Annotated in this window: 27 protein-coding genes; 5 read left to right on the top strand and 22 right to left on the bottom strand. The window is 59.5% G+C overall.

Features of this window, described 5'->3' with window-relative positions:
* Nucleotides 1-11: 11 nt before the first annotated feature.
* The 21 genes from HMPREF0308_RS12240 to rho form a co-directional block, all read right to left on the bottom strand.
* A complete protein-coding gene (locus tag HMPREF0308_RS12240) occupies nt 12-1,589 on the bottom strand; it encodes a peptide ABC transporter substrate-binding protein (RefSeq protein ID WP_034657602.1) in 1,578 nt (525 codons plus the stop codon).
* Nucleotides 1,590-1,709: 120 nt separating this feature from the next.
* Nucleotides 1,710-3,149 carry a C4-dicarboxylate transporter DctA gene (locus HMPREF0308_RS12235; protein WP_005532077.1) on the bottom strand — a complete coding sequence of 480 codons (1,440 nt, stop codon included), beginning with the start codon at nt 3,147-3,149 and terminating at the stop codon, nt 1,710-1,712.
* Nucleotides 3,150-3,424: 275 nt separating this feature from the next.
* Nucleotides 3,425-4,315 (bottom strand): tetratricopeptide repeat protein, encoded by an 891-nt coding sequence (locus HMPREF0308_RS12230; protein ID WP_005532075.1) that lies wholly within the window; start codon nt 4,313-4,315, stop codon nt 3,425-3,427.
* Entirely contained in the window at nt 4,312-4,620 is a 309-nt protein-coding gene (locus HMPREF0308_RS12225; protein ID WP_005532073.1) for a thiamine-binding protein, read from the bottom strand. Before HMPREF0308_RS12225 ends, HMPREF0308_RS12230 begins: the two co-directional genes overlap by 4 nt.
* Nucleotides 4,621-4,630: 10 nt before the next feature.
* Nucleotides 4,631-4,915, bottom strand: coding sequence for a hypothetical protein (locus tag HMPREF0308_RS14270; protein ID WP_080548664.1), 285 nt, complete (start codon nt 4,913-4,915; stop codon nt 4,631-4,633).
* The gene (nucS, locus tag HMPREF0308_RS12215; RefSeq protein WP_034657599.1) at nt 4,915-5,607 is read right to left on the bottom strand and encodes an endonuclease NucS; all 693 of its coding nucleotides are present in this window, start codon (nt 5,605-5,607) and stop codon (nt 4,915-4,917) included. Before nucS ends, HMPREF0308_RS14270 begins: the two co-directional genes overlap by 1 nt.
* A gap of 21 nt (nt 5,608-5,628) precedes the next feature.
* A complete protein-coding gene (locus tag HMPREF0308_RS12210; protein WP_005532065.1) occupies nt 5,629-6,108 on the bottom strand; it encodes a DUF2550 domain-containing protein in 480 nt (159 codons plus the stop codon).
* A gap of 178 nt (nt 6,109-6,286) precedes the next feature.
* Entirely contained in the window at nt 6,287-6,658 is a 372-nt protein-coding gene (locus HMPREF0308_RS12205) for a F0F1 ATP synthase subunit epsilon (protein ID WP_005532062.1), read from the bottom strand.
* A 10-nt stretch (nt 6,659-6,668) separates the two neighbouring features.
* Complete coding sequence (atpD, locus tag HMPREF0308_RS12200; protein ID WP_005532061.1) at nt 6,669-8,114, bottom strand: F0F1 ATP synthase subunit beta; 1,446 nt, start codon at nt 8,112-8,114, stop codon at nt 6,669-6,671.
* A gap of 3 nt (nt 8,115-8,117) precedes the next feature.
* Nucleotides 8,118-9,101, bottom strand: coding sequence for a F0F1 ATP synthase subunit gamma (locus HMPREF0308_RS12195; protein ID WP_005532059.1), 984 nt, complete (start codon nt 9,099-9,101; stop codon nt 8,118-8,120).
* A 57-nt stretch (nt 9,102-9,158) separates the two neighbouring features.
* On the bottom strand, nt 9,159-10,799 hold the full coding sequence (atpA, locus tag HMPREF0308_RS12190) for a F0F1 ATP synthase subunit alpha (RefSeq protein ID WP_034657598.1): 1,641 nt from the start codon (nt 10,797-10,799) through the stop codon (nt 9,159-9,161).
* Nucleotides 10,800-10,858: 59 nt separating this feature from the next.
* Nucleotides 10,859-11,674 carry a F0F1 ATP synthase subunit delta gene (locus HMPREF0308_RS12185; RefSeq protein ID WP_005532054.1) on the bottom strand — a complete coding sequence of 272 codons (816 nt, stop codon included), beginning with the start codon at nt 11,672-11,674 and terminating at the stop codon, nt 10,859-10,861.
* Between the two features lie 6 nt (nt 11,675-11,680).
* Complete coding sequence (locus HMPREF0308_RS12180; RefSeq protein ID WP_005532053.1) at nt 11,681-12,247, bottom strand: F0F1 ATP synthase subunit B; 567 nt, start codon at nt 12,245-12,247, stop codon at nt 11,681-11,683.
* 45 nt (nt 12,248-12,292) lie between these two features.
* Nucleotides 12,293-12,532 (bottom strand): ATP synthase F0 subunit C, encoded by a 240-nt coding sequence (locus tag HMPREF0308_RS12175; protein ID WP_005532052.1) that lies wholly within the window; start codon nt 12,530-12,532, stop codon nt 12,293-12,295.
* 105 nt (nt 12,533-12,637) lie between these two features.
* Nucleotides 12,638-13,438, bottom strand: coding sequence for a F0F1 ATP synthase subunit A (atpB, locus tag HMPREF0308_RS12170; RefSeq protein WP_005532051.1), 801 nt, complete (start codon nt 13,436-13,438; stop codon nt 12,638-12,640).
* 540 nt (nt 13,439-13,978) lie between these two features.
* Nucleotides 13,979-14,425, bottom strand: coding sequence for a Cg1360 family ATP-synthase-associated protein (locus HMPREF0308_RS12165; RefSeq protein WP_005532050.1), 447 nt, complete (start codon nt 14,423-14,425; stop codon nt 13,979-13,981).
* Between the two features lie 28 nt (nt 14,426-14,453).
* Nucleotides 14,454-15,629 (bottom strand): MraY family glycosyltransferase, encoded by a 1,176-nt coding sequence (locus tag HMPREF0308_RS12160; RefSeq protein WP_034657597.1) that lies wholly within the window; start codon nt 15,627-15,629, stop codon nt 14,454-14,456.
* Nucleotides 15,630-15,703: 74 nt separating this feature from the next.
* Nucleotides 15,704-16,372: an L-threonylcarbamoyladenylate synthase gene (locus tag HMPREF0308_RS12155; protein ID WP_005532048.1), complete on the bottom strand. Its 669-nt coding sequence runs from the start codon at nt 16,370-16,372 to the stop codon at nt 15,704-15,706.
* 56 nt (nt 16,373-16,428) lie between these two features.
* On the bottom strand, nt 16,429-17,319 hold the full coding sequence (gene prmC, locus HMPREF0308_RS12150; RefSeq protein WP_005532047.1) for a peptide chain release factor N(5)-glutamine methyltransferase: 891 nt from the start codon (nt 17,317-17,319) through the stop codon (nt 16,429-16,431).
* A gap of 2 nt (nt 17,320-17,321) precedes the next feature.
* A complete protein-coding gene (gene prfA / locus HMPREF0308_RS12145) occupies nt 17,322-18,398 on the bottom strand; it encodes a peptide chain release factor 1 (RefSeq protein WP_005532046.1) in 1,077 nt (358 codons plus the stop codon).
* A complete protein-coding gene (rho, locus tag HMPREF0308_RS12140; RefSeq protein ID WP_005532045.1) occupies nt 18,398-20,401 on the bottom strand; it encodes a transcription termination factor Rho in 2,004 nt (667 codons plus the stop codon). The genes prfA and rho overlap by 1 nt, the downstream gene beginning before the upstream one ends.
* Before the next feature lie 366 nt (nt 20,402-20,767).
* On the opposite strand from rho, the gene HMPREF0308_RS12135 reads away from it, so the two are divergent.
* The 5 genes from HMPREF0308_RS12135 (at nt 20,768) to HMPREF0308_RS12115 (ending at nt 25,995) form a co-directional block, all read left to right on the top strand.
* Nucleotides 20,768-22,528, top strand: a complete 1,761-nt coding sequence (locus tag HMPREF0308_RS12135) for a long-chain fatty-acid--CoA ligase (RefSeq protein ID WP_005532044.1) — start codon at nt 20,768-20,770, stop codon at nt 22,526-22,528.
* A gap of 71 nt (nt 22,529-22,599) precedes the next feature.
* Entirely contained in the window at nt 22,600-23,616 is a 1,017-nt protein-coding gene (gene moaA, locus HMPREF0308_RS12130; protein WP_005532042.1) for a GTP 3',8-cyclase MoaA, read from the top strand.
* Nucleotides 23,617-23,641: 25 nt separating this feature from the next.
* A complete protein-coding gene (locus HMPREF0308_RS12125) occupies nt 23,642-24,877 on the top strand; it encodes a molybdopterin molybdotransferase MoeA (RefSeq protein WP_050765480.1) in 1,236 nt (411 codons plus the stop codon).
* A gap of 32 nt (nt 24,878-24,909) precedes the next feature.
* Nucleotides 24,910-25,389: a cyclic pyranopterin monophosphate synthase MoaC gene (gene moaC, locus HMPREF0308_RS12120; protein ID WP_005532038.1), complete on the top strand. Its 480-nt coding sequence runs from the start codon at nt 24,910-24,912 to the stop codon at nt 25,387-25,389.
* 3 nt (nt 25,390-25,392) lie between these two features.
* Nucleotides 25,393-25,995, top strand: a complete 603-nt coding sequence (locus HMPREF0308_RS12115; RefSeq protein WP_005532036.1) for an NTP transferase domain-containing protein — start codon at nt 25,393-25,395, stop codon at nt 25,993-25,995.
* A gap of 16 nt (nt 25,996-26,011) precedes the next feature.
* On the opposite strand, the gene HMPREF0308_RS12110 is transcribed toward HMPREF0308_RS12115, so the two are convergent.
* Nucleotides 26,012-26,412: molybdopterin-binding protein (locus HMPREF0308_RS12110; RefSeq protein WP_005532034.1), on the bottom strand; the 401-nt coding region annotated here is incomplete at its 5' end.

Here is a 26,412-nt window from a genome sequence, read left to right as displayed (position 1 = left end):
GAGTTGTAGCGCTACTTCTTAGTAATGGCGTAGTAGACCGGCAGGGACTTCCAGCTAAACTCGACGTTATCGACGTTCTGCGACCAGCCACCAACAACATTCGGGTAGAACAGCGGGATGGCAGGCAGGTCGCGCAGCAGCAGCTCCTGGGCCTGGTTGTAGAGCTTGGCAGCCTCTTCAGAGCTCTTGGCGCCGTTGGCCTTCACGATGAGCTCGTCGAAATCTGGGTTGGAGTACTTAGCGTCGTTGGAGGCGACGTCGCTAGTGAAGTTCGGGCCGAGGAAGTTGCCCATGGATGGGTAGTCGGCCAGCCACGCAGTGCGGTAGGCGCCGTCCATGCGCTCCTTGCGATAAGCGTCGCGGAAGGACTTGAAGTCGGGGAACGGGCTTCCCACGGACTCGATGCCTAAGGTGTTGCTGATGTTGTTCGCTACGGCGTCGGCCCAATCCTTATTGTCGCCGTCGGTGTTGTAGTTGATCGGGAACTGACCTTCAAACTTGCCGTACTTCTCGTCGGCCTTCTTCCACAGCTGCTTCGCCTTTTCTGGGTTGTAGTCAAGGTTGGAGGAACCCGGCAAATCGTCGTCGTAGCCGTCCAAGACCGGCGAGGTGAAGTCGCGGGCCGGGGTGCGAGTGCCCTTGAAGATGGACTCGGCGATTTCGGCACGGTTGATGGACATGGAGATAGCCTGGCGGCGCAGAACACCCTCTTCACCCTTGAAGTGCGGGGTCTCTTCATTGATGGACATCTCGAGGTAGGTCGCCGCTGGCTTGGTCTCGCTGCGCTCAGCTAGGTCAGCCTCGTAGTTGCCGAAGGCCGAGGAAGGAATCGCCTCGAGGACGTCCAGGTTGTTGGCCAACAGGTCCATGTACGCCGCATCGGTGTCGTTGTAGAAGGTGTATTGGATACCTTCGTTCTGCGGGGTGCGCTCGCCGCCGTACTCCGGGTTCGGCTCGATGATGAGGCTCTGGTTGTGTTTCCACGAGACAAACTTGTATGGGCCATTAGAGACGGGGTTCTCGCCGAAGCCTTCTGGGTCGTCAAGCCCGGCCTTAGGAAGCGGGAAGTAGGCGTTGTACCCCAGGCGAGTCGGGAAGTCGGACTCCGGCTGTGTCAGTTCGATGGTGAAGGTGCGATCGTCGATGACCTTGAGCCCTTCCATCTCCTTGACGCCTGGCTCATAGCCCTTAATGGAAGAAAAGAAGCTCTCGTTGAGTTGCTCGTTGGCCACGGCATAATTCCAGGTGTCTACGAAGGTTGCGGAAGTAACCGGGGATCCGTCGGAGAACTTCAGGTCCGGCTTGAGGGTGACCTTGTAGGTCTTATCCCCTTCTTGCTCGATGGACTCGGCCATCTCGTTGTGGACTTTGCCCTCTGCGTCGTAGTAGATGAGGCCGGAGTAAAGCATATCGACCACGCGGCCGCCGCCGTTCTCGTTGGTCATGGCCGGAATGAGTCCCTGCTGCGGCTCGGTGCCGAGCACGGTGACATAGTTGGCGTCGCTAGCCGCATCGCCTGCATCGCTGCCGCAGGCAACAAGACCAAAGGCGAGGGCGCCGGCAGCCAAAACGCCATAAAGCTTTCGCATATATTTCCTCCAGTGGAATATGAGATAGAACACTTGGAGAAAAACTAGCACGGCAGATCACTTTTAAAGCAAAAATGACCGGAAATATTCCGGTCATTTATTGAAGCTTAAGTGTTCGCACTACTGGAGCGCGCCAGAGCCCTTCTGGTAGTTGTCGATATCGAGCTGCGGAGTTGGCTGCAGATGCGCGGTTGCCGGATTCTCCACGGTTGGGTTGGAGAGGTCAACATCAGCGTCGTCCGCGGTTTCCACGTAAGGAAGATTGCCATTGAGCACCTCGCGCACGCGTGGCATATCGATGGAGTTGGTCCAGCGGCCAACAAGAATGGTGGCGAGAGCGTTGCCCGCAAAGTTGGTCAGCGCACGAGCCTCAGACATGAAGCGGTCGATACCAACGATGACACCCACGCCGTCGAGAAGCTCAGGGCGGTGGGACTGCAGACCCGCAGCCAGCGTAGCCAGGCCAGCACCGGAGACGCCCGCGGCACCCTTGGAAGCGATGATCATGAAGACCAGCAGACCGATCTGCTCACCGAGCTGCATTGGCATATTCATGGCGTCAGAGATGAAGATGGACGCCATGGTCAGGTAGATAGCGGTGCCGTCCAGGTTGAAGGAGTAGCCCGTCGGAACGACGATGCCCACGGTTGGCTTGGCGACGCCCAGGTGCTCCATCTTGCGCATGAGGTTCGGCAGAGCAGACTCAGAGGACGAGGTCGCGACGATGAGAAGGAACTCACGCCCCAGGTACTTACACAGCTTCCACATGCTGATGCCACCGAGCAGGCGGGCAATTAGGCCGAGAACACCGAAAACGAAGAGGAAGCAGGTGATATAGAAGGCCAGCATGAGCACTGCCAGAGACTTGACTGCCTCGAAGCCCGTGGCGCCGACGACGCCAGCGATAGCGCCGAATGCACCAATCGGGGCAACCCAGAGGATCATGGTCAAGATCTTGAAGGTGACCTTCTGCAGGTTGGCCACAAAAGCCAGGATCGGCTCACCGGACTTGCCCATGGACTGAACGGCGAAGCCGAAGAGCAGAGCAACAAAGAGAACCTGGAGGACAGAACCGGAGGTGAATGCCGAGAACAGAGTGTCTGGAATGATGGACTGCACGAAACCGGAAAGGCCGTGAGCGCCTTCCTCAGCCTGCTTGACGTACTTGTCAGCTTCGCCCGCGGTGGCCTGGATGTTTAGGCCTGCGCCTGGCTCGATGAAGTTGCCAACGATGAGGCCGATTGCGAGAGCAAACGTAGACATCGTGATGAAGTAGATGAGGGCAATGCCGCCGGCCTTGCCCACCGAGGCAGCAGCGCGAACGGATCCAATGCCAAGGACAATGGTGCAGAAAATGACCGGAGCGATGATCATCTTGACGAGGCTGACAAACATCGTGCCGACGATCTTCATGTTCGACGCAGAATCAGGCGCGATCAGGCCGAAGGCAATACCTCCGAGAACGGCAATGATAACCGCGATGTAGAGCCAGTGGGTGCGGTCCTTCTTCGGAGCCTTGGACTCCGCAATCTTTGGACCTTGTGGTGAGAGGGTGGACATGGACACTCCCTTCAGGGGGAACTAGAAACCTGCACTGAGAGTTGCTCGACAACTTTGCCCAACAAAGTGCTACGGCTCACTCAGCATTCTTAATGTAGGCGATATTAAACCGCGCCTATTGGGATCTAGAAATTGGCCCTGCGCTGGGGGTATACGAAAAATAACCCCGGGCCATAGCCGGGGTTAATAGCCAGTCCCCCAAGTCCAGAAAAATGGGAGAATCGGACTTTTCAGAATGGGGGTAAGCAGGAGCGCTGTCTACCCCTTGCCCCTGCCTAGTACAGGGCGCTGGCGAGTTGGGTGCGCGCCTTAAGTACACGCGGGTCCGAAGACTCGAAGAGTCCAAACAGCTCCAGCAGACGGTCCTTGAGTGTTTGCTTCTCGTCACCCGCGGTACGTTTCATACCCTCAATCAGGCGGTCAAACGCCTTTTCGGGAGTGCCGGCGACTACCTCGGCGTCGGCTGCATCGAGCTGCTTGGCGACGTCCTGCGGTTCCGCGTCCGCTGCCGCCACTGGATCCTCACTGCGATTGGCAGGGTCGAGGCGCTTGAGCAGCACCGTGGTGTTGCGCGCCTGTTTGATCTCCACGTTGTCGGGTTCAGAAGCCAGGATTTCGTCATACTGGGCGATAGCGGCGTCGAAGTCGCCGCGATTCAAGGCTTCCTCAGCGACGTGCAGGCGGGAATCCGGCGCCTCAGATTCCTCTTGTGCTTCCCCACCGCTTAAGCCGCGCAGCTGCGGACCGAGTTTCTCAACGAGGGTCCCAGTCCACTGCTCAAGGGCATCCTTGGGCTGGGCTCCCTCGAAGTTGGTGACGGGCTGGCCCGCAGCGATGGCAACGGTGGTCGGCAGGTTCTGGATACCGAAGACCTGAGCCACCTGGGGCACCACGTCGGCGTTGATGTAGCCGACGATGAAGCTTAAGTTACCGGCCTCCGCCAGGGACTTGAGATCAGCTTTGAGCTGCTCGGAAGCAGGTGAGCGCGGGGAACCGATGAGTGCAATGACAGGCACCTCAGCGGAGCGGCGGATTAAGTCTGCTTCGAAGTTCTCCTCGGTGACCTCGAAGAAAGCCGCGATGCCTGCGGGGGCATCGTTAGGCGCTTCTGCCTTCTGCTTCAAGGCGCCCAGGTCGAGGGCACCGCCTACGTAAGGTCCGGTCACTTCTTTTCCTCCAGACGACGATTAACAGAGTCTACTTTTTGTGTGAGTTGCCCGGTCACGCCTTCGCGGATATCGGCCTTGATGACCAAGGAAGTACGGGGAGAAACCTGGCGCACGGCGTCGGTTGCCTCTTTGATGACCGCGAAGACCTGGTCCCATTCTCCCTCCACGAGGGTGAACATGGCATTTGTTTCATTGGGGAGCCCAGAAGCGCGAACGACGCGCACTGCCTCGGCTACGGCCGCGGACATCTCTGCGGTTTCATCGCCAACGACGGTTGGCGCTACAGAAAATGCAACAATCATGCCCGCTATCCTACCTACGCTCCCAACAGTGCCGGTGCCAGTGCCTACGGTCCTCTTCCCTACCACCGGTATCGCGAGGCCAGGCCACGATATGAGCCACGCGTGGCGGGATGTTTTGATTACATCCCGGACAGATATAAAACTTCGTGGCGGCGGCGCTGCCAATGTGGCGCATAATGAAAGGTTCGCCGTGGGTCCGTTTAGGGCCCTCGACTGTCTGGGAACCGAAGAAGGTGGATCCGTCCTTAGGAAGAGGACGCAGTTCAGGGCGATTACGGCGGTTGCGACGTGGCACTAGAACAACCGCAGTTCGTTCGATTCAATCCCGCGGAGGTCCTGGTAGTCCAGGATGACACAGCGGATACCGCGGTCTTCGGCGAGTGTGCGCGCCTGCGGCTTAATCTCTTGGGCCGCGAACACGCCCTGCACAGGAGCAAGAAGTTCATCGCGGTTGAGCAGCTCAAGGTAGCGGGTGAGCTGTTCGACGCCGTCGATACCGCCGCGCCGCTTGACCTCAATGGCCACGAACTTGTTGTCTTGGTCCTTGGCCATTATGTCTACTGGGCCAATCGCGGTGGGATATTCGCGACGGACCAGCGAATAATTCTCACCGAGCGTGTCGATGTGCTCAGCGAGGAGCTCCTGCAGGTGAGCCTCGACTCCGTCTTTGACCAGGCCGGGGTCTTCACCCAGCTCCACGGAGATGTCCTGATGAATCTCTGCGATTGTTATGCGCAGCTGCTCACCTTTGGGGTTTTCTACGAGCCACAGTTGCTCGCCGGTGTCCTCGCCGTCAATGTCGGTGATAGCGGACTCTTCGAGCGTGCAGGGTGGGGTCATCCAGTTGAGTGGCTTGTAGGCGCGGTCGTCGGCATGAATGGACACGGAGCCATCGGCCTTAACTAGCACAAGGCGGTCCGCCATGGGCAGGTGAGCATCCAAGCGGCCAACATAATCTACTGAGCAACGGGCGATGACTAAACGCATGCCCTCTACCCTATAGGTTGGCTACTGTTCTTTAGCAAAGCGGGTCGCCCGCTGCCGAAGCTGGCGGTAATCCAGCCTCTCCTGACGCTTCGATGGGGCAGCCTCAATCCAAGCCGTAAGCCCCATGATGCCGTGCGAATCCGAGGCGATCTCATACTCCTGCCCGCCAAAGGTGAAATGCAGCACTGATTGCCCCTCAGACATGAAAGCGGCCTCGTCATCGTCCAATGGGCGCGTGCCAATTAGTTCGACGTCGAGGCGATTAAAGCGCAGGTCTGCTTGCAGTGAAACGGAGCGCAGCTTGAAATATTCAACGTACTCGCCGTTGTAGCGCATCACACCATGGCGCCAAGTGTGGGAATCCTTAGCCGGCAGGGAACGCAGCAGTACTGAGGTCCCGCGCTCACGCAGCATAAAGAAACGGCGTGCGGCGAGAAACAAACAGACCAGCACAATGAGCCCCACCGCAATAAGGAACAAACCAATTACTGATGAATTCATATTCAGGTGCTCCTTACTGCTAGGCAACCGTAGCTGATGAATGAATTCTAGCGCTTTAGTTGCACCAAATGCCACTAATCGAGCTAATGAATGGCGAGATCGAAAAAGCGCTCCGTCTCCTCGTGTGGAGGAAATGGAGCGCTTCGAGAGCGGAAGGGCTTTGCTGCCCGTTACTCTCCTAGCCCTTGTTGGCGCGGCGCACAGCACGCTGTGCGGCTGCACCGCGGTTGTGGACGAGAGCTTCGTCAGACTTCTGGTCTTCGGAAGCCTGTGCCTCATCAACTTCGGTGGACCAAGTGGCCCAGTTGGCGAGGACAGTGATCTTGTCCCTGGACACGGAGAGGAAGCCACCCTGGACAGCGGCGACGAGGCGCTCGCCGTCCACTGGGTGGATGGTCACGACGCCGTTCTCGGCCAGCTGGCCGACCAATGGCTCGTGACCAGGAAGCACGCCGATCTCACCCTCGGTGGTCTCAGCCGTAACCAGCGTGGCCTGTCCAGACCACAGCATGCGCTCGACGGATACCAATTCAGCGGTGATGTCAGCCATGTGCCACTCCCTACTTCTCGGTGAGCTTCTTGTACGCAGCCTCGACGTCGTCCAAGCCACCCAGGCCGTTGAAGGCCTGCTCTGGGTAGTGATCGAACTCGCCGTTGCAGATGCGCTCGAAAGCGTCGATGGTCTCGGTCAGCGGGACGTAGGAGCCTGGCAGGCCGGTGAACTTCTCTGCGACGAAGAAGTTCTGGCCCAGGAAGCGCTCGATACGACGGGCACGCTGAACGGTGACCTTGTCCTCCTCAGACAGCTCGTCCATACCAAGGATCGCGATGATGTCCTGGAGTTCCTTGTTCTTCTGCAGGATGTGAATAACACGCTGTGCAACTTCGTAGTGGTGCTCGCCCACGATGGACGGCTCCAGAATACGAGAGGTAGAAGTCAGCGGGTTCACAGCCGGGTAAATACCCTTGGAAGCAATACCACGGTCCAACTCGGTGGTTGCATCGAGGTGGGCGAAGGTGGTGGCCGGAGCCGGGTCGGTGTAGTCATCCGCAGGAACGTAAACGGCCTGCAGAGAGGTAATCGACTTGCCCTTCGTGGAGGTAATGCGCTCCTGCAGGACACCCATCTCGTCAGCCAGGGTTGGCTGGTAGCCAACGGCGGAAGGCATACGGCCCAGCAGGGTTGAAACCTCAGAACCTGCCTGAGTGAAACGGAAGATGTTGTCGATGAACAGCAGCACGTCCTGGTTCTGCACATCGCGGAAGTACTCCGCCATGGTCAGGCCGGACAGAGCCACGCGCATACGGACTCCTGGCGGCTCATCCATCTGGCCGAACACGAGGGCGGTGTCCTGGAGAACGCCCATCTCTTCCATTTCGAGGAAGAGGTCGGTGCCCTCACGGGTACGCTCGCCGACGCCGGCGAAGACGGAAGTACCGGAGAACTCGCGTGCGATACGAGTAATCATCTCCTGGATAAGAACGGTCTTACCAACACCTGCACCGCCGAAGAGGCCGATCTTGCCGCCCTTCACGTACGGGGTCAGGAGGTCGATAACCTTAATACCGGTCTCCAGGATTTCGGTCTTGCCCTCGAGCTGGTCGAATGCTGGCGGCTCGCGGTGGATGCCCCACTGCTCGCCGTCGCGGCCCAGACCAGGCTGGTCGAGGCAGTCGCCCAGTGCGTTGAAGACGTGGCCCTTGACCACATCGCCGACTGGAACGGAGATTGGCTTGCCAGTATCGGTCACGGTAGCGCCGCGGACGAGGCCGTCGGTCGGTGCCATGGAAACGGTACGGACGAGGTTGTCACCGAGGTGCTGAGCGACCTCGAGGGTGACGGTCTTTGCAACAGCCTCGAGAGTAATCTCGACGGTCAGTGCGTTGTACAGTGCCGGCAGTCCGCCACGCGGGAACTCCACGTCGACGACCGGACCGATGACGCGCACCACACGGCCGGCAACAGCCGACGACTGTGTGTTCTGCTCTTGCAGAGCTGAAGTCATAATCTAGTCACTTTCTGCGCTTTCGGCGAGCGCACCAGCGCCACCGACGATCTCTGTAATTTCCTGGGTAATCTGTGCCTGACGAGCCTGGTTGGCCACGCGCGAGAGGTTCTTGACCAGCTCGGTAGCGTTGTCAGTAGCAGACTTCATTGCGGTACGGCGAGCGGCGGACTCGGAAGCGGAAGCCTCCAAGAACATCGCGAAGAGGATGCGAGAGACATACTGCGGGAGCAGACTCTCCATCAACGTGTCCGCATCCGGCTCGAACTCGTAATCAGGGGTGACCTGATCAGCGGGCTCGGCGTCGGAAAGCGCGGACTCGCCGAGGTGGAATTCCTCGTCCTCGATGACCGGAACCACTGGCAGCAACTGCTGGGCACGCGCGGTCTGAGTCAGCATGGACTCAAACTCGGTATACACAACGTGGACCTGGTCGAAGCCACGGATGGCCTCGCCCTCGGTGTTGATGCCTTCGCGGTACTTAGCGGTCCCCTTCGAACCTGCAATGAATCCGTCAATCATGTGACGACGGACATCGTGGGTGGTTTCCCAGGACGGATCCTGGGAGAAACCAGCCCAGCTGCCTGCAACGTCAGCTTCACGGAACTTGTAGAAGCCAACGCCTTTATTACCCGTGACGTAGCGGACGGTCTCGTAGCCCTGCTTCTTGAGCAGTGCTTCGAGCTCGGCTGCCTTCTTGAAGATGTTGTTATTGTAGCCACCGCACATGCCGCGGTCAGAAGAGACCACGAGAATAGCGGCGACCTTGCCATCTTCACGTTCACGAAGCATGGGGTGATCCAGCGAGCTGGCCGTTGCGAGCCTGTTCATAACATTCGCAAGCTCGTGTGCGTAAGGCAGTGATGCCTCAACCCTTGCCTGTGCCTTGGTAATGCGCGAGGTAGCAATGAGCTCCTGTGCCTTGGTGATCTTCTTGGTGGAATTAACGGACCTGATGCGGTCACGCAGTTCACGAAGATTAGCCATGGTGTTCGCTCCTCCCTTCTTTTATCTAGACGGTTGATTCTTAGAGCTGTGCGGACTCTAGTTAGCCGTCTTGCGGGAGACGTTGAGCTCGGTCTTCTTCACCTCAGCCGCGTCGAGCGGCTCAACCGGTGCCTCGGAGCCAATGTTGTGGCCCTCAGAGGTACGGAAGGATGGGGTGAAGTCCTTTGCAGCCTTAACGAGCGCATCCTTGGACTCGTCGGACAGAGCCTGGCCACCAGCGATCTGCTCGAACACCTGAGGGGTGTTGGAGTGCAGGTACTCGTGAACTTCAGCTTCGAAGCGACGTACATCCTCGACGGGAACGACGTCGAAGATGCCCTGGTCTGCCAAGTAGATGGAAACCATCTGGAACTCGACAGGCTGTGGGGAGGACTCTGCCTGCTTGAGCAGCTCGACCAGACGCTCACCGCGCTCGAGCTGTGCCTTGGAGGCCGGGTCGAGGTCGGAAGCGAAGGCAGCGAATGCCTGCAGGTCACGGTAAGCAGCAAGCTCAAGACGCAGGTTACCGGCGACCTTCTTCATACCCTTGGTCTGCGCAGCGCCACCCACACGGGAGACGGACACACCGACGTTAATTGCCGGACGGACGCCCTGGTTGAACAGGTCGGACTCCAGGAAGACCTGGCCGTCGGTAATGGAAATAACGTTGGTCGGGATGAAGGCAGAAACGTCGTTCGCCTTGGTCTCGATGATCGGCAGTGCGGTCATGGAACCTGCGCCCATGTCGTCGGAGAGCTTTGCAGCACGCTCCAGCAGACGGGAGTGGAGGTAGAAAACGTCGCCCGGGTATGCCTCGCGGCCCGGCGGACGGCGCAGCAGAAGGGAAATCGCACGGTAAGCCTCAGCCTGCTTGGTGAGATCATCGTAAATAACCAGGACGTGGTTGCCCTGGTACATCCAGTGCTGACCCAGGGCCGCACCGGAGAACGGGGCGAGCCACTTGAAGCCGGCAGCGTCGGAAGCCGGAGCAGCCACGATGGTGGTGTACTCCAGTGCGCCGTGCTGCTCCAGGGTGTGGCGGACTCCAGCAATGGTGGAGCCCTTCTGGCCGATAGCGACGTAGATACAACGTACCTGCTTGTCCTTGTCGCCAGACTCCCAGTTAGCCTTCTGGTTCAAGATGGTGTCGATGCAGACTGCGGTCTTACCAGTCTTACGGTCACCAATGACCAACTGACGCTGACCACGACCAATCGGGGTCATTGCGTCAATAGCCTTGATGCCGGTCTGCATCGGCTCTTCAACCGGCTGACGCTGCAGCACGGACGGTGCCTGCAACTCGAGGACGCGGTCCTCTTCAGCGGCGATTGGGCCCAGGCCGTCGATCGGCTGGCCCAGTGGGTTGATAACGCGGCCGAGGAATTCCTCGCCCACAGGGATGGAAAGGACTTCGCCAGTCCTCTTGACCTCGTCGCCCTCGGTGAGGGACTCGAAGTTGCCCAGGACAACGACACCGATGGAGTTGGTGTCGAGGTTCTGTGCGACGCCGATAACGCCGCCTGGGAACTCGAGCAGCTCATTCGCCATAACGGATGGCAGGCCCGAAACCTGCGCAATACCGTCAGCTGCCGAAATGACCACGCCGACCTCCTCACGGGAGGCCTCCGCGGAGTAGCTCGAGGTGTAGTTCGCAATCGCGCTACGAATCTCATCGGAGGAGATCGTCAGCTCCGCCATGTTCTTCCTGCTCTCGGTAGTATCTTCCAGCAATTACTTAATCATTTCTGTCGTTTCGGCTAAGCCATCTTGGCACGCAGGCGGGCAATCTTGCCTGCCGTGGAACCGTCGATAACTTCATCGCCGACGCGGATGGCCATACCACCGAGGAGGCTGGTGTCAACCTCAGAGTGAATGGACATCGCACGACCATAAATTTTGCCCAGCTTCTCAGCGAGTGCTGCACGCTGGCTATCATTCAGCTCACCCGCGGTGGTGACGCGTGCAATGGTGCGACCCTGCAGCTGCGCTGCGTAGTCGGCCAGAGCGGCGACATCATCGATGGGGTTCTGCTCAGGGCGGCCGATGGCCTGGAGCGCAAGCGCCTCAGAGAACATCGTTACCTTGCCGTAGAGCACGCTTGCCAGCAATCCGCGCTTACGTGCGGACGTAGCAGTTCGATCGGAAAGCAACTGGGTCAGCTCTGCCTCGTTCTTCAGGATGCTGGACAGACGGAAGAGCTCGTCTTCCACCTGGCCCAACTGGCCCTGAGCCTCAGCACCACGCAGGAGTGCGCGGCGACCAAGGGATACGAGACCCTTGACCAAGTCACGAGTGGAGGACCACTGCTCGGCTGCAGCTGCTTCGATGACCTGAGCGGCGATCGGAGCAATCTTGGAGCCGAAGAGGTTCTGCACCAGAGACTTGCGGGTGTCGGCCGGAACGGCGGCGTCGGTTAGCGCAACGCGCAGTTCGCGGTCTGTATCAAGGACATCGACGACCTCGAAGAGGTCGAGACCTGCCTGTGCAGCGCTCGCAACAGCGTTGTCCGAAGCCAGAAACTGATCCAGCTTGAATTCAACGCTCGCGAGAGCTTCGCGGCTAGCTGCCTTCATAGTTGCCTACTTTCCGGCCGGTGCCACAGAATCGAGCTCGGACAGGAAGGTGTCAATCGTGGAGGACTGCTTGGTAGCGGACGAAAGCTCGCCGCCGAGCAGCTTCTCAGCCAAGTTGATGGAGTTCTGTCCGATTTCGGAACGCAGCTCGGAGATGACCTGTGCACGGGAAGCCTGCAGCTGCTTCTCACCAGAGGCGACAATGCGGCGGGATTCTTCCTCAGCCTGGCTCTTAGCCTCAGCCTCGATCTGCTTGCCGCGCTCGCGCGCCTGCTCACGGATCTCTGCAGCTTCTGCACGTGCGTCAGCAAGCTGTGCGTTGTACTTCTCGAGAGCAGCCTTAGCTTCAGCCTGCTGAGCCTCAGCACGCTTCATGCCACCCTCGATTCGGTCCTCGCGCTCCTGGAGCATCTTGTTGTATGCCGGAAGAACGAACTTCCAGAACAGCCACAAGATGACAACGAAACAGATCAAAGACCAGAAAATGTCATAGTTCTTGGGCAGAAGGACGGAGAAGCTGCCGGAACCCGGGTTCTCCTCCCCCGCCGCAAGCGTATAAAAGACGTTGTTCATGTGGTCTCCAGTCTTAAAAGGTTGGTTTAGGAAAACGCGAACTTTTTAGAACAGGAAGCCTGCAACGAGGCCGATAAGTGCAAGAGCCTCGGTGAAGGCGATACCAAGGAACATGGTGGTACGCAGCTGGCCGGCCATTTCAGGCTGGCGAGCCATAGCCTCAACGGTCTTACCGGCAACGATGCCGATACCGATACCAGGGCCGATTGCGGCGAGGCCGTAGCCAACAGCCTTCAAGCTGTCGAGGTTAGCGGCAGCATCCTGTGCAAGAATGATTTCGTTCATGGTGAAAGTCGTTCCCTTTCGTATGTCCTGTCCGCATTCTTACGGACAGGGAGATAGTTTCTGTGAAGTTGAGATTTTTCTCGGTCGCGCTCGTCGACCTCGTCCTTAGTGCGAATCCGCGTGGAGGGACAGTTCGATGTACACCGCCGTCAGAAGGGCAAAGATGTAGGCCTGCAGGAAGATGACCAGGAGCTCGAACAAGCTGAATGCAAGTCCCAGAACAATGGTCAAACCAGACAGTGCCGTCCAACCGTTCAGCTGCCAGAAGAAGAAGTTCGAAGCAGAGAACAGGAGGACCAGAATGATGTGTCCAGCCAAGAAGTTCGCCATGAGACGAATGGCGAGGGTAACTGGTCGCAGAATGAAGGTCGAGAAGAACTCGATCGGCACAACGAGCAAGTGCAGGACCGGCGGAAGGTTAGGAATAACCACCGAGGACTTAACAAACTTGCCGAAACCGTAGCGCTTTGCACCGGCGTAAATCATTGCGATGTACGAAACCGCTGCAAGAACGATAGGCATACCGATACGACCATTCGGCGAGACGTTAAGTCCCGGGATGATGGTCGGTACGTTCATAAACAGGACTGCGAAGAAGATCGTCGCGATAACCGGGAGGAATCGCTTCGCCTCCTTCTTACCCAAGATGTCTTCGGCGATGTAGATGCGGACAAAATCGACCGCATGCTCGCCGACATTCTGCAGACCCTTTGGAACCAACTTGGGGTTCTTAAAGGCCAACATGAAAAGAACCACCAATACCAGCGTCATCAAGATGCGCACCAGCATTAGGCGATCAAGCGCGAACCATCCGTCGGCAAAGTCGCCGAAGAACAGATGGTCAGCATCTACTTGCCCCGGGAAGAATTCTTCACCCAGATCAGGCGCGTGGAAGTGCCCTTTCATGGCCAATGTTGTAACGCTCAGCGTTCTCTCCCGTGTTAGGGCCGCCGCAATTGGATATTGCGGACGGTGCGATGGACGTCTCAAGCTCTCTGTCACGACTTCGGACTCCGTCGCACATCTTCGAAGAAGTGACAGGGATTGACCGCGCGGGAGCCGAAATTTCAATGACCTCGCAGCTAGCAAGGAAAATATTTCGGTTCCGCGGTAACCCGCACGAAATAATATCAGTTCAGCGCGTTTGAGACGTGTAGCAGGGTGGAGCCGAAATGACGCCACCCCGCCCTGCTTCGCTATTTCCCACTTTTAAGGCTTATGACTAGGCAAAAGACCTTTTATGGCCTTTGTCACACACAGGAAATATGCACCACCCCGGGGGTGGAATTTACACACTTTTCACACGTTCCCCCAAGGAAGGTACCTGCCCCACATTCGGGTTATATGGCGCAAAACATAAGCCACCCCGGGCAAGCAGACAACGAATGTCCACCCACCACGGGGTACAGGCCGATAAGTTCGGCAAAAATGGGTTAGCGCGAGAATTTAATGCACGTAAGATACGCGGGCACTGACTACGCCCCATGCCTCTGTGCCGAGAGTCGCCAAGAGCGCCAGGACTACGGTCACGAACATGGCCATCTTGTCGTAAAACTCAAGGTCGCGAATCACGGCCAAGATGATAATGAGGACCAAGATCTTCACCAGCCAGCTGCCCATCACCACGATGATGGTATTGGTCGGCGAAGTCTTGGATGCAGCGAGCACAGACACCACAGTCAACAGTACGAAGCCGCCGCCGATGCCGGCGCCAATTACGACGCCCCAAATGCCGGGTAGTCCGCGCATACCTCCCCAGACAGCCAGGGACAAGATAGTTATCGCTACCAGTGCCATCGAGCCGAAGTTTAAGGCACGCTTGAGCGGCAAAACTGGATCATCAAAGTCTTCAACCTTGTTAATCGGCGCATCGTTCGCGGCGTTGTTAGTCATAGGCAAAAAGCCTACATCACGCCCGCGTCTATGAAGGATCCGTATGGGCTACTACTGTGGCGCCAGGCTTGGCGCGTCCGAGCTTGCCCTGGCGAAGTGGGATGAGCGTGACGCCGAAGGCAAAGAGCAAAGCCAGCACCGTAATAGTCGTTGCGAGAACCGGCGGGACTATGGAAAAAGACACCGCCCCAAAAGCTACAGCGGATACCCACAAATAGAGGACGAGTACGGTTCGGCGGTGAGTATGACCCAAGGACAAGAGGCGGTGGTGGATGTGCGCTTTGTCCGCAGAGAAAGGCGAACGCCCCTGTGAGAGGCGGCGAATAACCGCCCAGACAAGGTCCAGGACTGGAATAAATACAGCAGCGGCCACGACGATGAACGGCGAAGCGAGAGCCACCATGTCGACAGTACCGTACAAGGACATATTGATCTTGCCCGAGGCAGACGTCGAAGCCGCCGCCAGCAGCAGGCCAATGAGCATCGATCCACTGTCCCCCATGAAGATACGAGAAGGCTCAAAGTTGTGGGGCAGGAATCCGGCACATATACCCACCAGCGCTGCCGCGATGATTGCGGGCGGATATGCGGAGACCGCACCACCTTGATCATGCAAGACGGTCAGGGAGAAGACCAGGATCGCGGCGCCTGCAATAAGGCCTAGGCCGGCGGCGAGACCGTCAAGGCCATCCACGAAGTTCATAGCGTTAATCAGCAGCACCGTAAAGAATGTAGTCAAGAGCGTGCCCTGGATTTGGTCAAGAAGAACCGTAGTTCCATCCCCCAGCGGGATGAAGAGCAACGTCCACGTCAGACCGAGGCCGCTCATGATTCCAGCGGCCAGTAATTGGCCCACTAGTTTGACTACCGCACTGAGCTCAACAAGATCGTCGATGACACCCACAAGCACTATGGCCAGCGCCGCCCATAAGACCGCGTTCATCTCCGGGGTAACGGGCATAAAGCCGCGAGTCAATGCTGGAAACTGACCCGCAATGAATACCGCGGCCGCAAACCCGGTAAACATCGCCACGCCGCCCATCTGCGGGGTGGGTTGAGAATGCGAATCTCGCAAGCGAATTTCTGCCACTCGGCCAGTGCGGACCAAAAAGCTCCGAACTAAGCCAGTGGCAAGATAGGTAAAGGTCGCTGCGACGAGAATAACGAGGGCTATCTCGCGCAGCGGTACTCCAGTTCCGCCCACACACTCTCCTTTTCGCTCGGGTTCTTGTCTTTGCTACTGCGCCTCAGCGCCTAGGCACTACTACGCCTCAGCGCCTAGGCGCCAGGACGGGTGCGCAGAGACTCTGCGGTCACACCAATAACCGCAGCGATTTCCTCCGCGGACAGCGCACCCTCGCGCAGCAGGTACGGACGCTCCCCGGAGAGGTCGATGATGGTGGAGGGCTTTCCAATTGCGGTCTCGCCGCCATCGAGGTAAACGGTCACGGCTTTACCCAGCTGTTGCTTTGCCTCAAGGGCGGTGGTCGGCGGGGTCTGACCGGAAATGTTTGCGGAAGACACAGCCATGGGGCCTACCTCGCGCAACAGTTCAATCGCGATCGGGTGCAGCGGCATACGCAGCATCACGGTGCCGCGGGTATCGCCGAGGTTCCAGGGCAGAGACGGAGCCTGTGGCACCACGATGGACAGGCCGCCCGGCCAGAAAGCCTCGACCAAGGTACGTGCGGTATCGGTATAGCTGGCAACCAGGCCGCGAATTGTGTCCCACGATCCCACTAATACTGGGACCGGCATGTCAGGACCGCGATGTTTGGTGGCCAGCAGGCTTGCCACGGCGTCGTTGTCAAACGCATCGCAGCCCAGGCCGTAAAGAGTGTCAGTTGGCATCACAACCAGACGGCCCGACTTCGCAGCCTTTACTGCGAGTGCCATTCCCTCTTCGCGCTCTGCTTGGTCGGCGCAGTTATAAATCTTTCCCTGCATGCTTTCCTCACTTCATGTTTACAGACCAACCTACTGTACTCCTGCGGAGTAGGCGCTTACACTTTGCGCGCCGTAACGAAACGGGCGGTGCCTGTCAGATCCCGCAGCACGGCGATATCGGTGAACCGTCCATCAGCGTGGAGCACAGCCTGCACTGCAGCGCTGGTGGCGTCGTCGTGCTCGATGCCCACTCTCCCGCCGGGCTTGAGCAGCTCCGCGATGCGCGGGACGAGGCGGTTGATTATAGCCATACCGTCCTCCCCACCAAAGACTGCCATGTGTGGGTCGTGGTAGACCTCGGGCTCGAGATCTGGGGTTTCCGGCACATAGGGCGGGTTGGTGAGCACGAGGTCGACGCTGCCGTCGAGCTTGCGCAAGGTCGCAGGCGCAGTCGCGTCGCCCTGGACAAGCCGCAGCCCCTCGCCGGCCACGCGGGAGAGGTTGCGCTGCGCATAGGAAAACGCCTCATCGGAGAGCTCGACCGCGTACACCTCGGCTTCCGGCATTTCGTGCTTGACGTAGCCGGCCAGCGCGCCGCTACCGGTACACAGGTCGACGACACGCGGAGGCGACGCGGGAACTGTAAGAGCTGTAGGAGCTGTGTGCTTAGCGACGTCGCGAAGCATGCGCACTCCCCAATCCGCCAGGACTTCAGTCTCGGGGCGCGGGATGAACACGCCTGGTCCGACCTCGAGCTCAAGCGGGCCAAACCACGCAGTACCGAGGATGTGTTGCAGCGGCTCGCGCGCAGCACGGCGCGCCGCCCAGCCCTCATACGCGATGTCGAAGCCCGGGATGGGAGCTGCGTCAAGGTCGATGTCCATGTGCCCGCAGCCGATGAGCTCGGCGGCCAACAAACGGGCATCCCACTCGGGGCTGGGAACTCCAGATGCGCGAAAGCGCTCCGCGGCGTCGCGAAGCGCTTCTGCGTAGGTGTGAAAAGCCACCTTTAGCCTTCCGCCTCCAAGCGCTCCGCTCGCTCTTGGGCCTGCAGGGCGGTGATGAGATCCTGCATGTCACCGTTGAGCACGGCATCCAGGTTGTTCGCCTTGTAGCCAATGCGGTGATCGGTAATGCGGTTCTCCGGCCAGTTGTAGGTGCGGATGCGCTCCGAGCGGTCCAGGGTACGGACCTGGGAGGCACGCTGCTCGCCGGCCTCAGCCTCGCGAGCTTCGCGCTCAATCTGATCCAGGCGGGCCTGCAGCACCTGCAGTGCACGGGCCTTGTTCTGAATCTGGGAACGCTCCTTCTGACAGGTCACCACCAAGCCGGTGGGAAGGTGCGTGATACGCACTGCGGAGTCGGTGGTGTTAACGCCCTGGCCGCCCTTACCGGAGGAACGGTAGACGTCAACGCGCAGGTCCTTCTCGTCGATGTTGACGGACTCGACCTCGTCCGGCTCTGGGTACACCAGCACGCCAGCGGCGGAGGTTTGGATGCGCCCCTGGGACTCGGTGACCGGGACGCGCTGCACGCGGTGCACGCCACCCTCGAACTTGAATACGGACCAAGCGCCGTCGCGGGACGGGGTCTTGGACTTGAAGGAGATGGACATGTCCTTCACGCCGCCGAGGTCGGACTCGTTGAGTCCCAAGACTTCCCACTGGAAGCCAGCCTTGTCGGCGAAGCGCTCGTACATACGGGCCAAGTCGCCTGCGAAAAGGGCTGCCTCTTCGCCACCGGCACCGGCCTTGATCTCCATGATGATGTCCTCGGAGTCGTGCTCATCGCGCGGCGCGAGCAGGTCGGCGAGCTTTTCTTCGAGCTCGACTACCAGCGGCTCAAGGCGATCGACCTCGTCCTGGAAGTCATGGTCCTCGTATGCCATTTCCTTGGCGTCCTCGAGGTCCTGACGTGCCTGGACCAGGTCGTTGTTGACGGCAACGATAGGACGCAGCTCCGCGTAGCGCTTGGAAAGCTTGCGGAAGAGCTTCTGATCGCCGGCGACCTCTGGGTCGCCCATCTGCATTTCGATGCCCTGGTACTCGGAGACGATGTCGTCAACGAGTGAAACTTGGCTTGCCATTAGATGTAATCCTCAGCTTCCTTGTCAGCAACCATCGGTGCAGAGCTTGCCACCTGCATGAGGAACTCGCCGTTGGAGCGGGTCTTCTTGAGCTGCTTGATGAGCAAGTCGATCGCGGCGAAGGAGTCTAGGCCGGACAGGATGCGGCGCAGCTTGGTCATGATGCGTGCCTCTTCCGGAACGAGCAGCAGCTCGTCCTTACGGGTGCCAGACGGGTTAACGTCGACAGCCGGGAAGATGCGGCGCTCGGAGATAGCGCGGTCGAGCTTGAGCTCGGCGTTACCGGTGCCCTTAAACTCCTCGAAGATGACGGTGTCACCGGTGGAGCCGGTCTCGACCATTGCGGTAGCGATGATAGTCAGGGAGCCGCCGTCTTCGATGTTGCGGGCAGCACCGAGGAAACGCTTCGGCGGGTAAAGGGCGTTGGAGTCCACACCGCCGGAGAGGATGCGGCCGGAAGCCGGCGAGGAGTTGTTGTATGCACGGCCCAGGCGGGTGATGGAGTCGAGCAGGACGACGACGTCCTTGCCCTGCTCCACGAGACGCTTTGCGCGCTCGATGGCGAGCTCGGCCACGGAGGTGTGCTCTGATGGCGGGCGGTCGAAGGTGGAGGCAATGACCTCGCCCTTGACGCTGCGCTGCATGTCGGTGACCTCTTCTGGGCGCTCGTCGACGAGGACGACCATGAGGTAGCACTCTGGGTTATTTGCGGAGATCGCGTTGGCGATGTTCTGCAGGATGGTGGTCTTACCGGCCTTAGGCGGGGAGACGATGAGCGCGCGCTGGCCCTTACCGATCGGCATGATGAGGTCGATGACGCGGGTGGTCAGGATCTTCGGATCGGTCTCCAGACGCAGGCGCTGGTTCGGGTACAGCGGGGTCAGCTTGGAGAAGTGCGGGCGGTTCTGCGCGGTCGAAGGATCCGCACCGTTAACCGTGTCAACCTGCACCAACTGGTTGTACTTACGGCGGTTGCGGCCATTGCCGTGGGTGTGCGTTGGGCCGGAGACCTTGACCTTACCGGTCAGGGCGTCGCCAGAGCGCAGGCCCAGGCGGCGAACGAGGTTGTTGTTCACGAAGACGTCGGAGCTTGCCGCGCGGTAACCGGTGGTGCGCAGGAAAGCTACGTTGTTGTCCACGACCTCGAGGATGCCGCCGACTGCCTGCACCTCATCACCCTCACGGATCTGCAGGTCATTGCCGCCGCCGTTATTGTCGTTGCCGCCACGGTTGCGGCGGTTACGACGGTTGCGGCGGTTACGACGTCCGCCGTTGTTGTCATCGTCATCATCGGTGTTGCGACGATTGTTGCGACCACCACGGTCATTGCGGTCATTGCGCTCGTTGCGATCGCCACGGTCGCCACGGTCGCCGCGGTCGTTGTTCTCGCGCTTGTCTTCGTTGCCCTGCTGCTCGCTGGAGGAATCTTGGGAACCCTCGTTCGCAGCGCCATTGCCAGCATCGTTGTCAGACTTGGTGTTCTCGGCGTTCTCGCGCTCTTGGCGGCGAGCACGGTTACGGCGGGCACGACGGGCCTGGGAACGGGACTCATAGCGCTGCTCGTCGCCCTTCTGCTCGCCTTTCTGCTCGCCCTTGTTCTCGTTCTGAGCCTCGGCGGCAGCGGCGTTTGCGGCGTTTGCGAAGTTCGCGGAATTGTCGTTGTCCGCGTGGTCGTTCGCTGCGTGGTCGTGTGCAGCACCAGCCTTGCGGGTAGCCTTACGAACCCGGCGCGGGTTTGCGCCAGCGTTCTTCGATTCAGCTGCATCGGCTGCAGATTCCTGCTTCGCCGCGGCGTCGCCAGGCGCAGCGTCCGCTACGGGCTTTGCGGCCTTGGCAGCTTTGGCGGCCTTGGCTGGAACCTGGCCAGTGGTCAGTGCAGTGATGAGGTCCCCCTTGCGCAAACCAGAGACGCCTCGAAGGCCGCGCTCTGCAGCAAGCTTGCGCAGTTCCGGCAGCTTCAGGGATGCGTAATCCTGTGCTGCGGCTTTGTCCGTATTGCTCACGGATATCCTTTCGTCGCTTCACCAGCATTGATTTGCGTAGCCTGAAATGTGGCCTACGCGCTGGAAGCCAATCTGTATTTTTATGGTGCATGCCGCCACGAGCGAAGCAAGTTCCGAAGTAACGAATTATTCGGGTTAACTGCGCGGGCGGTGAAATATCTAGGCCTCTCCCCTGGGAAAAGGATTGCCACGGAGGAGAATTAGTAGAAGGCGACTGCGAGCGAGAAAGTAACACGAGGTTGCGTCCTCGGAATACTCGGTTGCGCGGCGACTCGGAAACACTTGTCAAGCCAATCCGCACCAGTCGCTGTCAACTATAACGCATTGTACGCGCAAGCTGGAAGTGACACCGCTAAAGTAGACAGCATGCTTTCCACCATGCAGGACATCCCGCTCTCCCTTACACGCATCCTGGAATACGGGTCCACCGTTCATGGGCAGACACAGGTGACCACGTGGCATAGCAACTCGGAACCGGAAAAGACCAGCTTCTCCGCCATCGGCGCACGAGCCGCAGCTTTCGCGCACGTGCTGCACGACGAACTTGGAGTTACCGGGGATCAGCGTGTCGCATCCTTCATGTGGAATTGTGCGGAACATCTCGAGGTGATGTTTGGCGTAGCCTGCAAGGGCGCTGTTTTTACTCCCTTGAACAAGCAGCTGATGAATGACCAAATCCGGCACATCATTAACCATGCTGAGGTGGAGGTCATCGTCGCTGACCCACGTCTGGCAGATCAGCTCGCTAAGGTTCTAGCCGGAGCAGAATCCGTGCGCGCCGTGCTGTTTATCGGGGCCAGCAATCCGCAGTCGCACGCAGGAAAGTTTGGACGGGGCGTCGAGGTGTACTCCTACGAGGCGCTGCTTGACGGACGTTCCACCGAATACAACTGGCCGGAGCTGGAAGAGCATACGGCGGCAGCCTTGTGTTACTCCACCGGCACCACCGGCGCACCGAAGGCCGTGCTCTACTCCCACCGCGCGCTCTACCTTGAGAGCATGCAGCTGCGCGCATCCGACTCACTGTGCGTGACCCACGGCGAGACCTTCCTGTGCTGCATCCCTATCTATCACGTGTTGAGCTGGGGTGTTCCGTTTGCGGCTTTCATGACGGGTACGCCGTTGGTGCTTCCCGACGCCGATGTTTCCGCACCGACGCTCGCCAGCATCATCGCGGCAACGTCGCCGCGCGTGGCGCATGGCGTGCCAACGATTTGGATTCAGCTCTTCGTTCACTACCTCAAGAACCCGCCAAGCCGCATGACGCTTACGGAAATCTTCGCAGGCGGCTCGCCGGTGCCGCCGCAACTGATCAAGATGTGGGAGGAGCGATACGGCGTTGATGTTGTCCACGTCTGGGGCATGGCCGAGACCACCACGGTGGGCACGGTTGCCCGTCCACCCCAGGGCGCCGATGGCGATACCCGCTGGGCCTACCGCGTCTCCCAAGGCCGTTTTCCTGCCTCGCTGCAATACCGCGTGGTCAACGACGGCGTGGTCGTGCCCAGTTCCGACCGCAACGCCGGCGAGATTCAGGTGCGCGGCAACCTGGTCACGGGCTCTTATTACCACTCACCCACCTCCGAGCCGGGCGGCTCAGCAGAAGAGTTCCGCGGCAAGCAGGTCGAGGATGCCGAATCCAAATTCACCGCGGATGGCTGGCTGCGCACTGGCGACGTCGGCTCCGTCACCGAAGATGGCTTCCTTACTGTGGAGGACCGCGCCCGCGACGTCATCCGCTCTGGTGGTGAGTGGATCTATTCCGTGCAGCTGGAGAACCTCATCATGGCCAACCCTGTCGTGGTGGAAGCCGCGGTCATCGGTTATCCGGATAAACAGTGGGTGGAACGCCCTCTCGCGGTAACGGTGTTGGCACCAGGGTTTTCTCCAACAATCGAAACCGCCGAGCGCATCCGTGAAGGCATGCGCAAGGAGCTCCCTTCCTGGATGCTTCCGGAGTACTGGACCTTCGTAAAGAACATCGACAAAACCTCGGTGGGCAAGTTCGATAAGAAGGACCTGCGCTCACACTTGGCTGAAGGCGAATACAACATCATTCGACTGAAAGGCCCTGGCGAGTCACAGCGCCTAGATGACTTGCCGCAGCATTTTCCGCCCCGTGATTAGCTCCCGGATTAAACTCGAATATTTCCGGGTTAATATGGATAAGACCACTCTGCCTATAGACTAGGACGACAATGACTTATCCGCTTCTAGACAAATACGGCCGCAGGGCCCGCGACCTGCGCGTTTCGCTTACTGATCGCTGCAATCTCCGCTGCACGTATTGCATGCCGGCTGAAGGTCTCGAGTGGTTTCCCACCACAGAAACCTTGAGCGATGATGAAACGATCCGCCTAATCCGCATCGGCGTCGAAAAACTAGGTATCCGCCAGGTACGGTTCACCGGCGGCGAACCGCTCCTGCGCAAGTCTTTGGAGAAGATTGTCGCTGCCACTAAGCAATTGCGCACCGACGAAGGTAAATCACCGTCTACCGCACTGACCACGAACGGCTTGGGCCTCGACCGGCGTATCGATGGACTGGTGGAAGCAGGCCTCGACCGCGTGAACATCTCGCTCGATACCACCGACCGCGAGCTTTATGCCCGGCTAACCCGGCGCGACCGCATCCAGGATGTCTTCACATCCATCGAGGCAGCAACGCGCGCCGGGCTGCACCCGGTCAAGGTCAATGCAGTGGTCATGCCCGGCGTGAACGAGGACTCCATCGTTCCGCTGGCCGAGTACTGCATCGAGGCGGGCACGCAGCTGCGCTTCATCGAGCAGATGCCGTTGGGGCCACGTGATAAGTGGCGCCGCGAGAACATGGTGACGGCAGAAGATATCTTGGAGCGTCTGCGCGCTTCCTTTGAACTTGAACCAGCCAGTGAACCGCGCGGCTCCGCACCCGCGGCATTGTGGAACGCCTACCGAGGCGGCGAACATGTGGGCAAGATCGGTGTCATCGCCTCAGTCACCCACTCCTTCTGCGGTTCCTGCGATCGCACACGTTTGACCACGGATGGTGCAGTGCGCAACTGCTTGTTTGGAAACTCTGAAACCTCGCTGCGCGACCTCATGCGCGCGGGCGCCAGCGATGAAGAGCTCATGGAGGCATGGGCCGCCGAAATGTGGGCGAAGCTGCCCGGCCACGGCGTGAATGACGAGGGTTTCTTGCAGCCGGATCGCTTGATGGCAGCAATCGGTGGCTAAAGGCTAAGGATATAGTTTGAAAAGTATGCGCTCCCCACAAGAACACTTCGATGCGATAATGTCTCACGCCCGGCCGGTGCCGGTAGAGGTATTTCCGGAAGTCCAGCCGGTCAACGAGAAACTTTTGGGCCGCGTTATTGCAGAACACGTCACTGCGCGCCTAGCGGTGCCGCCGTTTAGCAACTCTGCGATGGATGGCTTTTTGGTACACGTAAAGGATCTGCTTGAGCTGCCTGCGCGTTTGCCCGTCGCAGGCGACGTTCCGGCGGGCCAGGCCCCCAAGGAGGTGCCAGCGGGCAAGGCGGTGCGCATCATGACCGGCGCGCCGGTTCCGGAGGACAACGATGGCCTAGTTGTAGTCCCGGTGGAGTTGACCGATATTCCAGCCGGCCCACACGAGCTGCCGAGTGAGGTCACCATCAACGAGACACCCAGGCGCACGCACATCCGCCCGAAGGGAGAAAACGTTCGGGAGGGCGCGACCATCGCCAAGCCGGGCACCGTGGTCGATGCCGGCCTTATTGCCGCGCTGATTTCGGCTGGCATCACGCACGTTCGCGTCTACCGCCCCATTCTCGTAGGCGTGGTCTCCTCCGGCGACGAACTGGTCGAGGGCTCAAGCCTCGAGCCGGGCCAGCTACCCGATTCGAATGGGCCGATGATCGAGTCGCTGATTCGCTCCACTATCCCGCACGCGGTGGTAACGCACAAGCGCTCTTCCGACGCCCCGGAGCAGCTGCGCGAGACGATTGAGCAGCTGTTTCATTCCCACGAAGTAGTAATCACGACGGGCGGTGTTTCCGCCGGCGCCTTCGACGTCACGCAGACCGCGCTCCAGGCCGCAGAGGACTGTGAGGCTTGGTTTGGCGGGGTCAAGCAAAAGCCGGGCACGCCGCAAGGTTTTTCCCTCTATGGAGGTTTGCCGGTTATCTCCCTGCCGGGCAATCCCGTAGCGGCGTTTGTTTCCTATCACCTGTATGTTTCGCCTTTCCTCGAGGCCTTGAGCGGGCGCCCTGCCCGCACGAAGGTCTGCAGCGGGCGCACCATCGTCGCGCGCGCCGGGGAGGAGTTCCCCATGGCACACAAGCACGGCACGGCATTTGTGCCCACGCGCTTGGAGTTCGGCGAATTCGTCGTGGCGTACCCTTTTGCCAGCGGGTTGAGCAGCCACTTCGTGGCCTCGCTCCATGGCACGTGCGGCCTGGTTGAGGTGACCTCCGAAATTCAGGCTGGCGATGAAGTCCGCGTGGTTATCTATTAATTCTCGATTAGGCCTTAATTAGACTAGAACCCATGAAATTTACCCATCTCAATTCCTCCGGCTCCGCCTACATGGTGGATGTGACAGAAAAGCAGCCCACCGTCCGCTCCGCTACCGCGCAAGGCGAGGTTGCATGTTCTCGTGAGGTTCTTTCAGCGCTTCACGACGGCACGGTTCCCAAGGGCGACGTGCTAGCGGTCGCGCGCATCGCCGGCATCTCGGCGGCCAAGAAGGTTCCGGAACTGCTTCCTCTCGCCCACACCATCGGCGTGCATGGTTGCTCGGTCGATCTAGAAATCCGAGACGACCACGTCTTCATCGAGGCAACGGTGCGAACCGCCGATCGCACCGGTGTGGAGATGGAGGCGCTTACCGCGGTCAACGTCGCGGCGCTGTCCATCATCGATATGGTCAAAGGCGTCGACCGCTCCGCTTTTATCCGCCGCTGTGGGATCACCGCAAAATCCGGTGGCCGTTCCGGCGACTGGAGCCGCGAGCTTCCTAAAACCTAGGCAATGCTGAACTACAAACCGCACGAGCTAGGAGTCATCATCCTGGCAGGCGGCCGCGGCACCAGGATGGGCGGGCGCGATAAGGGGTCGGTGCGTGTGCGGGGCGAAAGGCTTGTCGACGTCGTGCGCAGACAGCTTCCTTATGGCGCGCCGGTCTGCGTGGTTTCCCCGTTTCCGCTGGGCCTGCCGCAGGTATGCGAAAATCCGCTTTTTGGTGGGCCTGCAGCTGGCATCGCGGCAGGCCTGAAGAACCTGGAAGCACGTAGTTTAGCGCCACTTCGCTATATCGCAGTGTTATCTGTGGATGCGCCGGATTCGCCCCAAATGCTGCCAAAGTTGTTGAAAAAACTCGCCGCCTGCGGAGCGCAAAGCTCGATTCCCTCGGTAGCGGCAGCTTTAAGCGGCGATTTTATTCAGCCGCTGTGCGCACTGTGGCACTACGACGGCCTGCGCCAAGCGGTAGATTCCTTCGACTGCCTGCACAACAAGTCAGCCCGCAGGCTGTTGCACGCAGTCCCCCGCCTCATCGCGGTGCCGGGTACAGGCGCGGAAATGGACTACGATACTTTGGCTGAACTCGCCGAGTGGGAGCGCCGCCGAGCTTAATAAGTAACCGCGCTTATCAGTTACCCTTCGCGTCCCGAAAAATATCCCCGAGCAAAGGGAGAACGACACCCAAGGTGTCAGCAACTGCGCCGCGGGAGGACGCGGAATTGATAATCAGCGAGCCACAGCCGCGGTCAGTCATGCCAATGACCCCGCGGGAAAGGCCAGCCTTGTGCGAACCCTCTAGGCCTTTGATCAGCACCTGGGTTTCCAGCCCGTGCAGGCGGGCAGCAATGAACTCTTCGGTTACTTCAGGTGTGTAGTTGGTGGGACCGATGCCAGTTCCTCCGATGACCACAATGACGTCGACGCCGGCCCGTACTTGCTCGCGCAGTGCTTCGGCCACGCGGGCGTAGCCTTCCGCAACGACATCGTGGCTCGCCACTTTGAGCCCCTGAGCCAACAAAAGCTCCTTGG

It is taken from the genome of Corynebacterium striatum ATCC 6940 (genome assembly GCF_000159135.1).
In the GTDB taxonomy this organism is placed as follows: domain Bacteria; phylum Actinomycetota; class Actinomycetes; order Mycobacteriales; family Mycobacteriaceae; genus Corynebacterium; species Corynebacterium striatum.
Note: the sequence above shows the minus strand (reverse complement) of the source record. Positions and strands in the feature narration are given on the sequence as shown.

Excerpts from the sequence above, each read along its gene's own strand:
- HMPREF0308_RS12240 (WP_034657602.1), bottom strand. The coding sequence starts at position 1,589 with ATGCGAAAGCTTTATGGCGTTTTGGCTGCCGGCGCCCTCGCCTTTGGT.
- HMPREF0308_RS12235 (WP_005532077.1), bottom strand. The coding sequence starts at position 3,149 with ATGTCCACCCTCTCACCACAAGGTCCAAAGATTGCGGAGTCCAAGGCT.
- HMPREF0308_RS12225 (WP_005532073.1), bottom strand. The coding sequence starts at position 4,620 with ATGATTGTTGCATTTTCTGTAGCGCCAACCGTCGTTGGCGATGAAACC.
- nucS (WP_034657599.1), bottom strand. The coding sequence starts at position 5,607 with ATGCGTTTAGTCATCGCCCGTTGCTCAGTAGATTATGTTGGCCGCTTG.
- HMPREF0308_RS12210 (WP_005532065.1), bottom strand. The coding sequence starts at position 6,108 with ATGAATTCATCAGTAATTGGTTTGTTCCTTATTGCGGTGGGGCTCATT.
- HMPREF0308_RS12205 (WP_005532062.1), bottom strand. The coding sequence starts at position 6,658 with ATGGCTGACATCACCGCTGAATTGGTATCCGTCGAGCGCATGCTGTGG.
- atpD (WP_005532061.1), bottom strand. The coding sequence starts at position 8,114 with ATGACTTCAGCTCTGCAAGAGCAGAACACACAGTCGTCGGCTGTTGCC.
- HMPREF0308_RS12195 (WP_005532059.1), bottom strand. The coding sequence starts at position 9,101 with ATGGCTAATCTTCGTGAACTGCGTGACCGCATCAGGTCCGTTAATTCC.
- atpA (WP_034657598.1), bottom strand. The coding sequence starts at position 10,799 with ATGGCGGAGCTGACGATCTCCTCCGATGAGATTCGTAGCGCGATTGCG.
- HMPREF0308_RS12185 (WP_005532054.1), bottom strand. The coding sequence starts at position 11,674 with ATGAAGGCAGCTAGCCGCGAAGCTCTCGCGAGCGTTGAATTCAAGCTG.
- HMPREF0308_RS12180 (WP_005532053.1), bottom strand. The coding sequence starts at position 12,247 with ATGAACAACGTCTTTTATACGCTTGCGGCGGGGGAGGAGAACCCGGGT.
- HMPREF0308_RS12175 (WP_005532052.1), bottom strand. The coding sequence starts at position 12,532 with ATGAACGAAATCATTCTTGCACAGGATGCTGCCGCTAACCTCGACAGC.
- atpB (WP_005532051.1), bottom strand. The coding sequence starts at position 13,438 with ATGAAAGGGCACTTCCACGCGCCTGATCTGGGTGAAGAATTCTTCCCG.
- HMPREF0308_RS12165 (WP_005532050.1), bottom strand. The coding sequence starts at position 14,425 with ATGACTAACAACGCCGCGAACGATGCGCCGATTAACAAGGTTGAAGAC.
- HMPREF0308_RS12155 (WP_005532048.1), bottom strand. The coding sequence starts at position 16,372 with ATGCAGGGAAAGATTTATAACTGCGCCGACCAAGCAGAGCGCGAAGAG.
- prfA (WP_005532046.1), bottom strand. The coding sequence starts at position 18,398 with ATGGCAAGCCAAGTTTCACTCGTTGACGACATCGTCTCCGAGTACCAG.
- HMPREF0308_RS12135 (WP_005532044.1), top strand. The coding sequence starts at position 20,768 with ATGCTTTCCACCATGCAGGACATCCCGCTCTCCCTTACACGCATCCTG.
- moaA (WP_005532042.1), top strand. The coding sequence starts at position 22,600 with ATGACTTATCCGCTTCTAGACAAATACGGCCGCAGGGCCCGCGACCTG.
- HMPREF0308_RS12125 (WP_050765480.1), top strand. The coding sequence starts at position 23,642 with ATGCGCTCCCCACAAGAACACTTCGATGCGATAATGTCTCACGCCCGG.
- moaC (WP_005532038.1), top strand. The coding sequence starts at position 24,910 with ATGAAATTTACCCATCTCAATTCCTCCGGCTCCGCCTACATGGTGGAT.
- HMPREF0308_RS12115 (WP_005532036.1), top strand. The coding sequence starts at position 25,393 with ATGCTGAACTACAAACCGCACGAGCTAGGAGTCATCATCCTGGCAGGC.